The 12,992-nt window shown below is 64.3% G+C and carries 13 protein-coding genes and 1 tRNA gene; 6 read left to right on the forward strand and 8 right to left on the reverse strand.

Translation table 11 applies throughout. The annotated features are described in order from the left end of the window. Window positions 1–12: 12 nt before the first annotated feature. Window positions 13–612 carry an OmpA family protein gene (locus tag BM031_RS02045; protein ID WP_091870468.1) on the forward strand — a complete coding sequence of 200 codons (600 nt, stop codon included), beginning with the start codon at window positions 13–15 and terminating at the stop codon, window positions 610–612. A gap of 20 nt (window positions 613–632) precedes the next feature. Continuing rightward, window positions 633–1,256 carry an OmpA family protein gene (locus BM031_RS02050; protein WP_177207627.1) on the forward strand — a complete coding sequence of 208 codons (624 nt, stop codon included), beginning with the start codon at window positions 633–635 and terminating at the stop codon, window positions 1,254–1,256. Window positions 1,257–1,299: 43 nt separating this feature from the next. Here BM031_RS02050 and BM031_RS02055 read toward each other — a convergent pair whose 3' ends face one another. Both BM031_RS02055 and BM031_RS02060 read right to left on the reverse strand, forming a co-directional pair. Continuing rightward, window positions 1,300–1,497 (reverse strand): hypothetical protein, encoded by a 198-nt coding sequence (locus tag BM031_RS02055; RefSeq protein ID WP_143084494.1) that lies wholly within the window; start codon window positions 1,495–1,497, stop codon window positions 1,300–1,302. Between the two features lie 14 nt (window positions 1,498–1,511). Next, window positions 1,512–2,219 carry an SDR family NAD(P)-dependent oxidoreductase gene (locus BM031_RS02060; protein ID WP_143084495.1) on the reverse strand — a complete coding sequence of 236 codons (708 nt, stop codon included), beginning with the start codon at window positions 2,217–2,219 and terminating at the stop codon, window positions 1,512–1,514. 15 nt (window positions 2,220–2,234) lie between these two features. Here BM031_RS02060 and BM031_RS02065 point away from each other — a divergent pair, with 15 nt between their 5' ends. The 4 genes from BM031_RS02065 to BM031_RS02085 all read left to right on the forward strand — a co-directional run bounded on the left by BM031_RS02065 (window position 2,235) and on the right by BM031_RS02085 (window position 6,483). Beyond that, the gene (locus BM031_RS02065; RefSeq protein WP_091870476.1) at window positions 2,235–2,996 is read left to right on the forward strand and encodes an AraC family transcriptional regulator; all 762 of its coding nucleotides are present in this window, start codon (window positions 2,235–2,237) and stop codon (window positions 2,994–2,996) included. A gap of 940 nt (window positions 2,997–3,936) precedes the next feature. Then, the gene (locus BM031_RS02075) at window positions 3,937–5,424 is read left to right on the forward strand and encodes a hypothetical protein (RefSeq protein WP_091870481.1); all 1,488 of its coding nucleotides are present in this window, start codon (window positions 3,937–3,939) and stop codon (window positions 5,422–5,424) included. Then, complete coding sequence (locus BM031_RS02080) at window positions 5,421–5,900, forward strand: TadE family protein (protein WP_091870484.1); 480 nt, start codon at window positions 5,421–5,423, stop codon at window positions 5,898–5,900. The genes BM031_RS02075 and BM031_RS02080 overlap by 4 nt, the downstream gene beginning before the upstream one ends. Window positions 5,901–5,907: 7 nt before the next feature. Beyond that, window positions 5,908–6,483: a TadE/TadG family type IV pilus assembly protein gene (locus tag BM031_RS02085; protein WP_177207628.1), complete on the forward strand. Its 576-nt coding sequence runs from the start codon at window positions 5,908–5,910 to the stop codon at window positions 6,481–6,483. Between the two features lie 231 nt (window positions 6,484–6,714). On the opposite strand, the gene BM031_RS02090 is transcribed toward BM031_RS02085, so the two are convergent. The 6 genes from BM031_RS02090 to cysS form a co-directional block, all read right to left on the reverse strand. Next, a tRNA-Ser gene (locus BM031_RS02090) sits at window positions 6,715–6,807 on the reverse strand. Between the two features lie 95 nt (window positions 6,808–6,902). After that, a complete protein-coding gene (locus BM031_RS02095; protein ID WP_091870489.1) occupies window positions 6,903–8,150 on the reverse strand; it encodes an aspartate kinase in 1,248 nt (415 codons plus the stop codon). Window positions 8,151–8,289: 139 nt separating this feature from the next. Further along, window positions 8,290–9,708, reverse strand: a complete 1,419-nt coding sequence (gene tilS, locus BM031_RS02100; protein ID WP_370660029.1) for a tRNA lysidine(34) synthetase TilS — start codon at window positions 9,706–9,708, stop codon at window positions 8,290–8,292. After that, the gene (locus tag BM031_RS02105; RefSeq protein WP_091870492.1) at window positions 9,705–10,682 is read right to left on the reverse strand and encodes an acetyl-CoA carboxylase carboxyltransferase subunit alpha; all 978 of its coding nucleotides are present in this window, start codon (window positions 10,680–10,682) and stop codon (window positions 9,705–9,707) included. Before BM031_RS02105 ends, tilS begins: the two co-directional genes overlap by 4 nt. A gap of 91 nt (window positions 10,683–10,773) precedes the next feature. After that, on the reverse strand, window positions 10,774–11,439 hold the full coding sequence (locus BM031_RS02110; RefSeq protein ID WP_091870495.1) for a DNA-3-methyladenine glycosylase family protein: 666 nt from the start codon (window positions 11,437–11,439) through the stop codon (window positions 10,774–10,776). After that, a complete protein-coding gene (gene cysS / locus BM031_RS02115) occupies window positions 11,439–12,833 on the reverse strand; it encodes a cysteine--tRNA ligase (RefSeq protein WP_091870497.1) in 1,395 nt (464 codons plus the stop codon). Before cysS ends, BM031_RS02110 begins: the two co-directional genes overlap by 1 nt. Window positions 12,834–12,992 lie beyond the last annotated feature (159 nt).

Below are 12,992 nucleotides of genomic sequence, written 5' to 3' on the forward strand. Positions count from 1 at the left end.
CGAGGCAAACACATGAACGTCGCTTTTCGTCTTGCCGCCGCCCTGCTGGCGGCGCTCGCCGTTACACACGCCCCTGCCGCCGACATCGTCAAAGCGGCGGACATCGTCGGCGCCCTCAGCAAGGTACCCAAGGCCGTGCAGATGGCCGACGGCCGCTGGCTGCAGCGCGATCCCAGCATCGACCTGCAGGTGCAGTTCGAGTTCGACAAGAGCAGCCTGACGCCGCTGGGCGAACGGCAGCTCGACGAGCTCGCAAGCGCATTCAGGCAGCCGGCTCTGGCCACGTTTGCCTTCGAGGTCGCGGGCCACACCGACCAGGTGGGCAATGCGGCCTACAACCAGAAGCTGTCGTCCGACCGCGCAAGCGCCACCCGTGACTACCTGATTCGCAAACACGGCATCGCCACCGAACGCATGGTGGCGCGCGGCTACGGTTTCGAACGTCTTGCCGATGCCTTGCGTCCCGGCGCCGCCATCAATCGCCGCGTGGAGATCCGCCGCCTGCCGGCCGGGCCGGATCAGCCGCGGGCGCCGCTGCCGGCCGCCGCGCAAGCCGGGCCGGCGCCATACGCGCTGCCGCCCTCAGGCGGCACCCTGACGGTGCGCCCATGAATGCCGGCCGACACCATCGCATGCGACAGCTTCACCTGCTGTTTCGCGTGGCAGCCGCCGGACTGCTGGCGACAGCGGCGCCGTTGCCGTCGGCCCAGTCGCGCCTTGACAGCGCCACCAGCGCCGAACTGGTCGCCGCCCTGTCCACGACGGCCCCCGAGCCCCCTGCACCCATGCTCACGCGCAGCCTCGGCAGGGCGACAGCGAACGCGCCCGATCCGGCCACCAGTCTTTGCGTCGGTCCCGACAACACGCCTTCGTCCGCCACGCCCGATGGCGGCACGCGCAACCTGTATGTGACAGCGGCGCCCAAGGTCGACCTGAACGTGCGCTTCGGCTTCGACTCCGCCGCCATCACCCCCGATGCGGAGCCGATGCTGGCGGCCCTGGCCACTGCCCTGACCAGTCCCGAGCTGCGGGGACATCGCTTCGTGGTTGCAGGCCATACGGACAGGCGCGGCAGCAACGACTACAACAAGCGCCTGTCCTGCGAACGCGCGCTAGCCGTGCGCGCATTCCTGGTGAAGCGATACGCTATCGACAGCAAGCGTCTGGTCGCGCTGGGATTTGGATTCGACAAGCTGCTCGACGCGGAAACGCCCGAAAACGAAGTCAATCGCCGCGTCGAGATACGGCGGTTCTGACAAGGCTCGCTTTTCCGTCGGACGCAAAGCGATGTGCTGGTCTTCACAGCGTCGGCGAATGGCGGCTGTCCGGATTTGTCCAGATCAAGCGCTGGTCGCGCTGCCCGGCAATAAGGGCCAAGTCGGCCAGCGCGGCGCCGTCCCGGCCGGCGATGATGATGTCGATGCCGGCTTCCCGTGCGTAGGTGGCGGCCGTGCGGCCGGTGTAGCTGGTGGCGCCGTAGATCATGAGTTTTTTCATGGTAGATGGACAGCTTAGGTGAAGGTATGCGACAACAGTGGTTTCCAGCAGACCCAGATGTTGTAGCCGCCCGCAACCTCGATCGATTGCGCATTGATCCAGTCGCTCTCGGTGGACAGCAGCGTCGCGATCACGCGGCCGACGTCGTCCGGCTCCGCTACCCTGCCCAGTGCGGTGTGCGAGGCCAGCAAGGTTTCGAACTCCTGGTTGAGTCCGCCACCGAGTCGGGTACGGATGGCGCCGGGCGATACTGCATTGGCGCGGATGCCGCGTGCGCCGAACTCCTTGGCCATGTAGCGCGTGAGGAGCTCGAGCCCGCCCTTGAACGCGGCGTAGGGTGCGACGCCGGCCGTCGCCACGCGGGTCGTCGCGCTGGTGACGTTGACGATGGCGCCGCCATCGGCCAGCAGCGGCAGCAAGGCCTGGGTCAGGAAGAACGGCCCCTTGAGGTGGACATCGAACAAGCCATCGGACTGGTCTTCGGTCACGGTGTCGATCGGCTGGTACAAGCCGTAGCCCGCGTTGTTCACCAGCCCGCCCAGCCGGGAGATTCCCCAGACCGCCTGGAGCTGCTCCTTTACCGCGTCGCGGAAGGCGGCGAAGCTGCCGGTGTCGCTCACATCGAGCGGCAGCGCGAGCGCCTGGCCGCCGTTTTCCCGGATGCTGCGAACGGTCCTAGCCGCGGCATCCGGGTTGCCCTTGTAGGTCAGGATCACGCCCATGCCGCGCTGTGCGGCATGGTTGCGGCGCTGCCCCCGATGCCGCCGCTGCCGCCGGTTGGCACGCACACGCTGCACTACGATCCCGCGACCTATTTCCTGATGTCGGTCGACCTGCCCGCCGTGGGGGCGGTGCACCCATCGGCAGACGGCAGGCCCTACCTGGCGGTCAGCCTGACGCTCAAGCCGCACATCATTTCCGACCTGCTCGGCGACCTGCCCAATTTCCAGGCCGGGGCCGGCGGGCCGGCTAGGGACGACAGTTTTTCGGTCGCCGCCATGACCCCGGAACTGATGGATGCCTGGGTGAGGATGCTGTCGCTGACGGAACGGCCGGGCGACATCGGCGCGCTGGCGCCGGCCTACGAGAGGGAGATCCTGTACCGGCTGCTGCAAGGCCCGCACGGGCAGATGCTGCGCGACATCGCCACCCCCGATACGGCCCTGGCGCGGCTGAACAATGCGATCCAGTGCATCCGGCGCGACTTCGCCCAGCCCCTGCGCGTCAAAGCCCTGGCCGAAATGGCGGCGATGAGCCCTTCGGCCTTCCAACGCCGCTTCAAGTCGGTGACCGCCTTCAGCCCCCTGCAGTACCAGAAGCAGATCCGGCTCCTGCACGCGCGCACGATGCTGGCCACCGGGCGCGCCAGCGTGACAGCGGCGGCGCTCGAGGTCGGCTACGAAAGCGCGACCCAGTTCTCGCGTGAATACGCGCGCGCGTTCGGCCTCCCGCCGGCCCGGGATGCGGCGCGGATCCAGGCCCAGCACCGGATGCACTGAGCGCTCAGCCGCTTACGCTCGGCGCATATGCTCGTCCGCAACCCAAGTCAGCGTTGTGCTTCACGCACTTCCTGACGCTCCTCAATGTTCAAAAGTACTTTACTTGCAGCACGCCCTTTCGAGGCTCACACTTGTTGAGAAAGCAGTCAAGGGCTGAGCTGCCCCATCGAGCAGCTAGCCTGTGCAACGCGAGGGCGATCCATGGATTCGGACACCGTGCAGCTGAGAAGGCCTCGTCCATACCGGCCATTCTTGCCCCTGTTCTTCTCGATTGCCGGGTGGGTCCTCCTCCAGGCATGGATTGCGCTCATCGGCGCGAATTATCGGGCACACATCCTCGTCGCGGTGCCAGGCGCAGTCCTGACCCTCTGGTCGGCCTTTCCTTTTCCAGGTACCGGGCACATCCCCCCGCAAGCGGCCGACAAGCCCGACCGCGCATCCCGCTGGGCGGCCACAGCGGACGCCCTGCTCTTGCTCGCCATCGGCGCAGTTCTCGGGGGCCTGATCGCCAAAGGCAGTCTCTTCTTGCTATGCGTGGGCGCCATGGCCCTGCATTTCGTACCCTGGCCGCGGCTGCGTATTGGCCAGCGCCATCCTGCCCTGCCTTGTGCAGCCGCCCTCTGCGGGTTTGCAGCGGCCGTCCTGGCAGGATACCGGTCAATCGAGCCGATGTTCCTTCCCCTCGCTGCCTGGGCGCTCTGGGTATGCGCTTGCATTGGATTGGTCCTGAGAGCCGAACAGTCCTGGCGCGCGAAGCGCAGGGCAGCTGCCCGCTGCGGCTACGCCCATCCGGCACAGGCTGCAGGTCCAGCTTCAACTCCACTTCACTGATGCATCGAGCGCACCAGCAGACATGATGAGGCAGCATATGGCACGACGGCAGAACGCAGCGCCCAAGGGTTCCGGAGCTTCGACGAACCGTGCAAAGCGAAGGCCGCGCATGTCGAGGCGCGACCGCCAGGACGGCGCCTTTGCCATCATGTTTATCCCATTGCTGATCGTAATGATCGGCTTTTGTGGCCTCGCGATCGATGCTGGACTCATCTATAACCGCAAGGTCGACGTTTACGGCATCGCGAAAGCAGCCGCGCTCGCCGCTGCCCGCGAGCTCAACGGCACGCCGGCGGGTATCGCGGCAGCCAGGGCGGCAGCCAAGGAAACGGCTGAAGCGCTTCGGTACCAGCACTATAACGGTGGCGCTACAGTGTCATGGAGCGACGATGCACTGAGTTTCAGCGATTCGTCCGACGGCAATGGGGCGTGGATTGCGTCGGCGTCCGCCGGCGGATCCTCCAGCGCCACGCTCAGCGGACTTTACTTCGCACGGGTGGATACGGCCCAGCTCGCGCCGGAGATCGGCGCAGTGAATACCTTCTTCATGCGGATTCTCGCCAGCAGCCTTTCGTCAATCCAGGTCAGCGACAGTGCGGTCGCGGGACGGACATCCCTGAACGTGACCCCGATCGGCGTGTGCGCCATGTCCTCCGACGCCGCAGCGGTGCGCACTGCGAGCAGCGGGGCCAGCACGCTATCCGAGCTGGTGCAGTATGGCTTCCGCCGTGGAGTCAGCTATGACCTCATGAACCTCAACCCTGTCACTGGCAGTACCGCGCCGCTCAGGTTTGCAGTGAACCCGGATGCCGCGCGCGCAGCGGCCGGCCATTCATTCGGTGTCTCAGACCTGGAGCCCTTCGTGTGCAGCGGTTCGATGTGGGCGCAGCACCTTACCGGGAGGGCGGTCCGTGTCTCCGAATTACCGTCTTCCTCCCCGCTCGCGTCCTTGCGTCCTGCCTTGAACACGCGTTTCGACCTGTACGGTGGCACCGCCTGCACGCCGCGAGGCGCGCCGCCGGACGTGAACATCAAGGCCTACGCGTATGACCTTGCAGGCGAAGTCAAATGGATGAGCCCAAACAGCGGCAGCCGGTCTGCGGAACGGGCGAATAGCCGCAACAAAATCGAGACCGTCGCCGACGTAACCGATCCGCCCGCCTCCCCGGGCATGTACGGTCCTCTCTGGGCATTTGCGAGGGCCGTCCAGGCACCCTCGCCGCTCACTACTCCCGAGCCCGCCAGCGGCTACACGAGCTTCGCAGCGGGCAAGTGGCCGGACCTGTACAAATCAGGGCCGACGGCGCCGAGCTATCCCAGCAATCCACCTTATCAGTCGGGTGTTGCATCGAGCGGACACTATGTGGCGCCGAGCGCCGCCAACAGGCCGCTGGCAGTGCCCCGCCGGCGCGTCCTGAACATTCCCCTGCTGGAATGCTTGTCGGCATCGCCATCAGGCACTAACACGCAGGCGACCGTCAAAGGCATCGGAAAGTTTTTCATGACCGTCCAAGCCACGGACGAGACGCTCATCGCTGAATTCGCCGGACTAGCCTCTGAACAATCCTTGTCGGGCCAAGTGGAGCTCTTCCCATGAATAAACGCACTTTATCGCTTGCCAATCTGCCGCGGAAGCGTGAAGCGGGAGTCGCGGCGATCGAGCTGGCACTCCTGCTGCCGGTCCTCATCGTCTTCCTTCTCTTCCCGATCTTCATCTCGAAGGTGCTTTGGCATTACACAGTGGCGCAAAAGGCCGCCCAGGATGCTGCGCGCTACCTGTCAACGGTGCCTCGCTCGGAAATGATGTCGCGCGACCTTGCCGCCGAAGCGGGCGACCTGGCGATCGACATTGCCGGGCGGGAGATTGCGGAACTCGCGCCAGACCTGGAAATCATTGGTCCTAAAGCGTTCTGCGACGCGGAAAGCTGTGGCGACCTGATCGCTGGGAGAGTGCCCGCGACTGTCCGTGTGCGGCTGGCATTTACCATGGCCGATCCGACCGGCCTGATCGACTTCGGCTGGTACGGCCTGGAGATCACTGCTAACCACACCATGCGCTATGCCGGCAACTAAGCGACCCATGCGCAAGCTCCAGCGCCCTCCGTTCAAGCAGGCTGGCACGGCCGCGGTAGAGTTTGCCCTTCTGGCGGTCATTTTTTTTAGTCTCGTATTCGGGATCATCGAGACTGCACGCCTGCTATTTGTCTTTAACACCTTGCAGGAAGTAACGCGGCGTGGTGCTGCGGCTGCGGTCAAGGTCTATCCAACCGACACCGCGATTGCGGCGGTCAGGCAGCACGCAATATTCAGGAACTCTCCTGGCGAACTCATGCTTGCGCCGCCAATTACCGACGAACATATCCGCCTGAGCTACCTTGCGTTTGATTTGTCCCATATCCCTGCGGGCTCGTGGCCAGCGAACGCCAGCGAAAACCGGCGGGTGTGCATGACCAATTCGCATGCTGCAAACTGCATCCACTTTGTGCAGGTGCAGGTCTGTGATCCTGCAGACGCTTCCGTATGCAATGCGGTGCCAGCGCAGATGATATTGCCGTTCATTGACCTACGCGTGCCGCTTCATCGGGCGACGACCATTGTGCCGGTCGAGTCCTTTGGGTATGTACCGGGGAGGTTGCCGCCGGGGTGTTCTTGTTAGGATGCGGGGCGAAGGTTCAAAGGCTAAAGTGGGGAGAGGACGCGAGCTGCGCTCGCGGGGAGCCCGCGATGCGGGCGCAGAGTGGCGATTCGCCTGCGTTCCGCAGGCCGCCGCGCCGCCTGCAGGCGGACGCGCTTCGAATCCCACGCGGAGAGCGCGCAGGCGCTCTCCTCGTCTACGCGAAGTTGCAAAAGAAAAAGCCACCCGAGGGTGGCTTTCACTTTTGCAACTTGGCGGAGACGGTGGGATTCGAACCCACGATACAGGTATAAGCCGTATGCATCCTTAGCAGGGATGTGCCTTCGGCCACTCGGCCACGTCTCCAATCAGGACCAACTTCGCAGTCAGCGCTGAGTGCAGGCATCTTAAGGTCTGCACCCCATTTGGTCAAGATTGCACAGCAAAATTTCTGAAAATAATTAACCCTCTTCCAGGTTAAATGCCTTGTGCAGGGCGCGCACGGCCAGTTCCATGTATTTCTCGTCGATCAGCACCGAGATCTTGATCTCCGAGGTCGAGATCATGAGGATGTTGATGCCCTCTTCCGCCAGCGTGCGGAACATCTGCGAAGCCACGCCGACGTGGCTGCGCATGCCCACGCCTACCGCCGACACCTTCGACACCTTGGCGTCGCCCAGCACCTTGGCGGCGCCAAGGGCTTCGCGCTGGCTTTCCAGCACGCTCATCGCCTTCACGTAGTCGTTACGCGAGACGGTGAAGGTGAAGTCGGTCTTGCCGTCGACCGACTGGTTCTGGATGATCATGTCCACTTCCACATTGGCTTCGGCGATGGGGCCGAGGATGTGGAAGGCGACGCCCGGCTTGTCCGGCACGCCCAGGACGGTGATCTTGGCTTCATCGCGATTGAAGGCGATACCGGAGATGACGGCTTGTTCCATATTGCTTTCTTCCTCAAACGAAATCAGGGTGCCGGACTTCGCTTCTTCGTCCAGCGGCATCAGGGGATCGGTCAGCGACGACAGCACGCGCGTCGGGACCTGGTAGTTGCCTGCAAACTCGACCGAGCGGGTCTGCAGTACCTTCGAGCCCAGCGAGGCAAGCTCGAGCATTTCTTCGAAGGTGATCTTCGACAGGCGGCGCGCCTCGTCCACCACGCGCGGGTCGGTCGTGTAGACGCCGTCCACGTCAGTGTAGATCAGGCATTCGTCGGCCTTCAGCGCGGCCGCAATGGCCACCGCCGACGTATCCGAACCGCCGCGGCCCAGGGTCGAGATGTTGCCATCCTCGTCCATGCCCTGGAAACCCGTGATGATGACGATCTTGCCGGCATTGAGGTCGCTACGCACGCGGGTGTCGTCGATCGACTGGATGCGCGCCTTGGTGAAGGACGAGTCGGTGCGGATGCCGGCTTGCCAGCCGGTGTAGGAGACCGCATCCTTGCCGATCGCCAGCAGCGCCATCGCCAGCAGTCCGACCGAGACCTGCTCGCCGGTCGAGGCGATCATGTCGAGTTCGCGCGGGTCCGGCTGCGCCATGATCTCCTTGGCCAGTCCAATCAGGCGGTTGGTTTCGCCGGACATCGCGGAGGGCACCACCACGACCTGGTGGCCGGCGTCATGCCACTTGGCTACGCGGGTCGCGACATTCTTGATACGGTCCGTCGAGCCCATCGACGTCCCGCCATATTTGTGGACAATTAAAGCCATATCAGGAGGGTTCCAGCTTGTTGAAAGATCAAAAGGGGACCTTTACTCTAGCATGCTGCAGCGCACTATCACAAGACTGGGGGGGAGAAAAAGCTATACGAAAAGAAAATAAAGTAATACCTTTTTCGTATAGAAACTTCTATGCACCCTGGCTAGGGTCCGCAACCCAGCGCAAGGCAATCAAGCCGCCCTGCCCCTCCACCATATGGCGGCAATCCATGCCGATGCCGGCAGCGAACAGCAAGTCCGCGCCGGTGCTGACGACCGGCGCACGCTCGCGCTCCCAGGCTGGCACGCCCAGCGACTGGTAATGCGCCTTCAGGCTGCGGGTAGGACGGTTGGCGGCGGGCTTGAGGCGCTCGCCACCCTTGCGGAAATCGATGATTAATTGTCGGCTGCGCAGCCAGGCCGGATCGAAGCCGCTAGCGGCGACGTCGAAATGCAGCACCCCGCCATAGGCCGGGAAGGGCAGCGCCGCTTCGCCGCGCCACAGGAAGGTCTCGCCTTCCTTGACGATCACGCCCTCGTCGTCCGGATCGCGCATGCCGGCCAGGTCGGGCAGCTTGGGCGTGATGTGCAGCTTGCCGCGGTGGCGGCGGATGTGGCAGGACGGGTGAGTCACTTTCAGCTGGGCATCTTCGCGCGCGGAAAACAGCTGCGACACCATTTCGCCAAGCCAAGCCGTTGACGGCATCGCCAGGCCGCGGCTCGCGAACAGGTGGCGCAGCAGGTTGTCGACGCGGTCGCGGCTGAAGGCCTGCAGGCGCGCCAGGTCAACCGTGTCGCCCTCCAGGCAGGCGGCCAGGTCTTGCGCCGCCACCTCGTCGAGGATGCGCTGGGCCGCCTGCACGTGGGCCGCGCCGCGCGCCAGGCGCGCCTGGTAGCCGGGGAAGCTGGCGGCCAGCGCCGGCATCACGCCGTGGCGCAGCGCGTTGCGGGCAAAGCGCGGGTCGCTGTTGGATTCGTCCTCGACCCAGGCCAGGGCCTCGGTGGCCGCGTAGGCTTCGAGCTGGGCGCGCGACAGCGGCAGCAGCGGGCGCGCCATGACCAGGGTTTCATCGCCCAGCAGGTCGGGGGCGTGGTTGGCCGCATCCATGCCGGACAGGCCGGCCGGGCCCGAGCCGCGCAGCAGTTGCAGCAGCACCGTTTCGGCCTGGTCGTCGAGGTGGTGGGCGGTAAGCAGCAGCGGCACGCCGTGCGCCACGCACATTTCGCCCAGCGCGCGGTAGCGCAGCTTGCGCGCTACCGATTCGACCCCGTCCTTGCCCTTGAGCACGTCGACATGGCGCGCATCGAAGGCGATGCCGAGCGCCGCGCAGGCTTGCGCGCAATGCGCCAGCCAGGCGTCGGCATGCGGGCTCAGGCCGTGGTGGACGTGGAAGGCGTAGAGTGCGATGCCCTGGGGCGCGGCCCAGGCGTGGCAGAGCCGCAGCAGGGCCATCGAATCGAGGCCGCCACTGCAGGCAATCGCCATCGAGGTGGGGGAATACGTGTCGCGCAGGCCGTTCAAGGCCTGCGCACAGATTGCCGGAACGGCTCCGGCCTTGGACTGGCTCACTCTTCGCTTGGCAGCGTTTCCTTGAACTTGCCGTAGCTCATCAGCTTCTGGTGACGGGCTTCGAGCAGGTCCTTGGTCTTGACGCCCTGGAACTGGCGCAGGGTGTCGGCCAGTGCGCGCTTGAGCAATTGCGCCATCTGTTTCGGGTCGCGGTGGGCGCCGCCCAGCGGCTCGTTGACGATCTTGTCGATCAGGCCCATGGCCTTGAGGCGGTGCGCGGTCAGGCCCAGCGCGTCGGCGGCGTCGGAGGCGCGCTCCGAGGTCTTCCACAGGATCGAGGCGCAGCCTTCCGGCGAGATGACCGAATAGGTGGAATATTGCAGCATCAGCACGGCGTCGCCCACGGCGATCGCCAGCGCGCCGCCGGAGCCGCCTTCACCGATGATGGTGGCGATCAGCGGCACTTTCAGTTCGGCCATGACATACAGGTTGTGGCCGATCGCTTCCGACTGGCCGCGCTCTTCGGCGTCGATGCCGGGGAAGGCGCCCGGGGTGTCGACGAAAGTGAAGATCGGCAGGCCGAATTTTTCCGCCACTTTCATCAGGCGCATGGCCTTGCGGTAGCCTTCCGGGCGCGGCATGCCGAAGTTGCGCATCGCGCGCTCTTTGGTGTCGCGGCCCTTCTGGTGGCCGATGACCATGCAGGACTGGCCGTTGAAACGGGCCAGGCCGCCGATGATCGACTGGTCGTCGGCGAAGCTGCGGTCGCCGTGCAATTCGTGGAAGTCGGTGAAGATCGCGTTCACGTAGTCCATGGTGTAGGGACGTTGCGGGTGACGGGCGATCTGCGACACCTGCCAAGGGGTGAGCTTGGCGTAGATATCCTTGGTCAGTTGCTGGCTCTTCTTGTCGAGGCGGTCGATCTCTTCGGAGATGTCGACGGCGGAATCGTCCTGCACGAAGCGCAGTTCTTCAATCTTGGAGTCCAGCTCGGCGATTGGCTGTTCGAAGTTGAGGAAAGTTGTTTTAGTCATTGTACCTCCGGAATATTTCGTGGCCGCAGCGTTTCCGCGCGGCTGATCAGGCGTTATTTTACCGTAGCGGGCAGCCCGCCCGCACTAGAAACTAATTCGAGACCGGATCCAGGCTGCGCCACAGGTACCAGGTGGCGACCGTGCGCCAGGGTTCCCAGTTGGCCGCGACTTCGCGTGCATCGCTGCGCGAAACTGGTTCGCCAGAGAAATAGTTTTGGCTGATGCCCTGGATCAGGCCGGGATCATCCAGCGGCAGGACATTCGGCCGGAGCAGATTAAATATCAAAAACATCTCCGCTGTCCAGCGGCTGATGCCGCGGATCTGGACCAGCTCGGCGATGACGGCTTCGTCATCCATTTCCGACCACAGGTCGGCATGCACGCGCTTGGCCTTGAAATGGTCGGCCAGGTCGAGGATGTATTCGGTCTTGCGTTTGGACAGCCCACAGCCGGCCAGCTCGAGCGCGCCGGCCTTGATCACCTGGGCGGGCGAGAGCTTGGGGCAGATCGCCAGCAGCTTGCCCCAGGCGACATCGGCGGCCTTTACCGTCACTTGCTGGCCCACGATCGAGCGCGCCAGCGTAGTGAAGGGGTCGGGATGGCCGCGCAGGTGCAGGTCGCCGATCTGCGGGATGAGCTTGTTCATGATGCGGTCGCGCTGCATCAGCGCGGCCTTCGCTTCCGCCCAGTAGGCGGGAACGGAAAGCTCTCCCGTCGACGCGGCATCGGCGTCGGGCTTGTCCTTGTCCGCGGCCATTATGCGCGGCGCCAGGTCGTCGTTCCGTCCGGCTTGTCTTCGAGGACAATGCCGGCGGTGGTGAGTTCGGCGCGGATAGCATCCGCCTCGGCGAAATTGCGCGCCTTCTTGGCGGCGGCGCGGCGCGCGATGGCCTCAATGATGCCCGCATCGTTCGCGGCGTCCTCGCCCACGCCCGCCTGCAGGTATGCCTGCGGCGAACGCTCGAGCAGGCCCAGCACGCCGGCCAACGCCTTCAGCTGGCGCGCCGTCTCCACCGACCTGGTGCGATTGAGCTCGCTGGCCAGATCGAACAGCTCGGCCACTGCCAGCGCGGTATTGAAATCGTCGTCCATCGCTTCGCGGAAACGCAGCGCGTGGGCTTCGTCCCAATCCACCGCCGGCGTCTCGCCTTCCAGGTCGACGGTCGACAGCGCCGTGTACAGGCGCGTGAGCGCACCCTTGGCATCGTCGATGTGGGCGTCGGAATAGTTCAGCGGGCTGCGGTAGTGGGCGCGCACGATGAAGAAGCGGATGACCTCGGCGTCGTACTGCTTGAGCACGTCGCGGATGGTGAAGAAGTTGCCCAGCGACTTGGACATCTTCTCGTTGTCGACCCGTACGAAGCCGTTATGGATCCAGTAGTTCACCATCTCGCCGCCGAAGGCGCCTTCGGACTGGGCGATCTCGTTCTCATGGTGCGGGAATTGCAAATCGGCGCCGCCGCCATGGATATCGAAGTGTTCGCCCAGGGTGGCGCAGGACATGGCCGAGCATTCGATGTGCCAGCCCGGACGGCCCTTGCCCCACTTGGAATCCCATTTCGCTTCGGCCGGTTCGGCCTCCTTGGCGGCCTTCCACAGCACGAAGTCGAGCGGGTCGCGCTTGCCGCTAGTGACGTCCACGCGCTCGCCGGCGCGCAGGTCGTCGAGCGACTTGCCGGACAGCTTGCCGTAACCGTTAAAGCCGCGCACGGCGTAGTTGACGTCGCCGTCATCGCTCTTGTAGGCCAGGCCCTTGGCTTCCAGCTGCTCGATGATGGACAGCATCTGCGGCACGTATTCGGTCGCGCGCGGCACCACGGTGGGCGGCAGCATGTTGAGGGCGGCGATATCTTCGTCCATGTAGGCGACGTTGCGCGCCACCAGCTCGCCGATGGTCTCGCCGTTCTCCACCGCGCGCCGGATGATCTTGTCATCGATGTCAGTGATGTTGCGGACGTATTTGACCTCATAGCCCGAGGCCATGAGCCAGCGGTAAATGACGTCGAAGGCCATCATCATCCGCGCGTGCCCGATGTGGCAATAATCGTAGACGGTCATGCCGCACACATACATGCCGACCTTGCCGGCTTCCATCGGGACAAATACCTGCTTGTCACGCGCGAGCGTGTTGTAGATCTTCAGTTGGCTCATGGGTGTGTTCTGGTGAGGGGAATCATCAGGATGTCGCGGCAATTCGGCGGCAAGCCAGGAAAAGCGGCACGGCCGGAATGCATCGAGATCGTCTGAACCCTCGGTGTTGTTCTTCTTTGGTAGAATGAAATGCTGTTCGCAAAGTATAGCATTGTTAAA

The organism is Massilia yuzhufengensis, from assembly GCF_900112225.1.
Taxonomy (GTDB): Bacteria; Pseudomonadota; Gammaproteobacteria; order Burkholderiales; family Burkholderiaceae_D; genus Telluria; species Telluria yuzhufengensis.

Bases quoted from the DNA above. Each gene is read 5' to 3' on its own strand.
- BM031_RS02055 (WP_143084494.1), bottom strand. From the start codon at position 1,497: ATGAAAAAACTCATGATCTACGGCGCCACCAGCTACACCGGCCGCACG.
- BM031_RS02095 (WP_091870489.1), bottom strand. From the start codon at position 8,150: ATGGCTTTAATTGTCCACAAATATGGCGGGACGTCGATGGGCTCGACG.
- BM031_RS02085 (WP_177207628.1), top strand. From the start codon at position 5,908: ATGCGCAAGCTCCAGCGCCCTCCGTTCAAGCAGGCTGGCACGGCCGCG.
- BM031_RS02045 (WP_091870468.1), top strand. From the start codon at position 13: ATGAACGTCGCTTTTCGTCTTGCCGCCGCCCTGCTGGCGGCGCTCGCC.
- BM031_RS02060 (WP_143084495.1), bottom strand. From the start codon at position 2,219: ATGGGCGTGATCCTGACCTACAAGGGCAACCCGGATGCCGCGGCTAGG.
- BM031_RS02065 (WP_091870476.1), top strand. From the start codon at position 2,235: ATGGTTGCGGCGCTGCCCCCGATGCCGCCGCTGCCGCCGGTTGGCACG.
- BM031_RS02075 (WP_091870481.1), top strand. From the start codon at position 3,937: ATGTCGAGGCGCGACCGCCAGGACGGCGCCTTTGCCATCATGTTTATC.
- cysS (WP_091870497.1), bottom strand. From the start codon at position 12,833: ATGAGCCAACTGAAGATCTACAACACGCTCGCGCGTGACAAGCAGGTA.
- BM031_RS02110 (WP_091870495.1), bottom strand. From the start codon at position 11,439: ATGGCCGCGGACAAGGACAAGCCCGACGCCGATGCCGCGTCGACGGGA.
- BM031_RS02050 (WP_177207627.1), top strand. From the start codon at position 633: ATGCGACAGCTTCACCTGCTGTTTCGCGTGGCAGCCGCCGGACTGCTG.
- BM031_RS02105 (WP_091870492.1), bottom strand. From the start codon at position 10,682: ATGACTAAAACAACTTTCCTCAACTTCGAACAGCCAATCGCCGAGCTG.
- BM031_RS02080 (WP_091870484.1), top strand. From the start codon at position 5,421: ATGAATAAACGCACTTTATCGCTTGCCAATCTGCCGCGGAAGCGTGAA.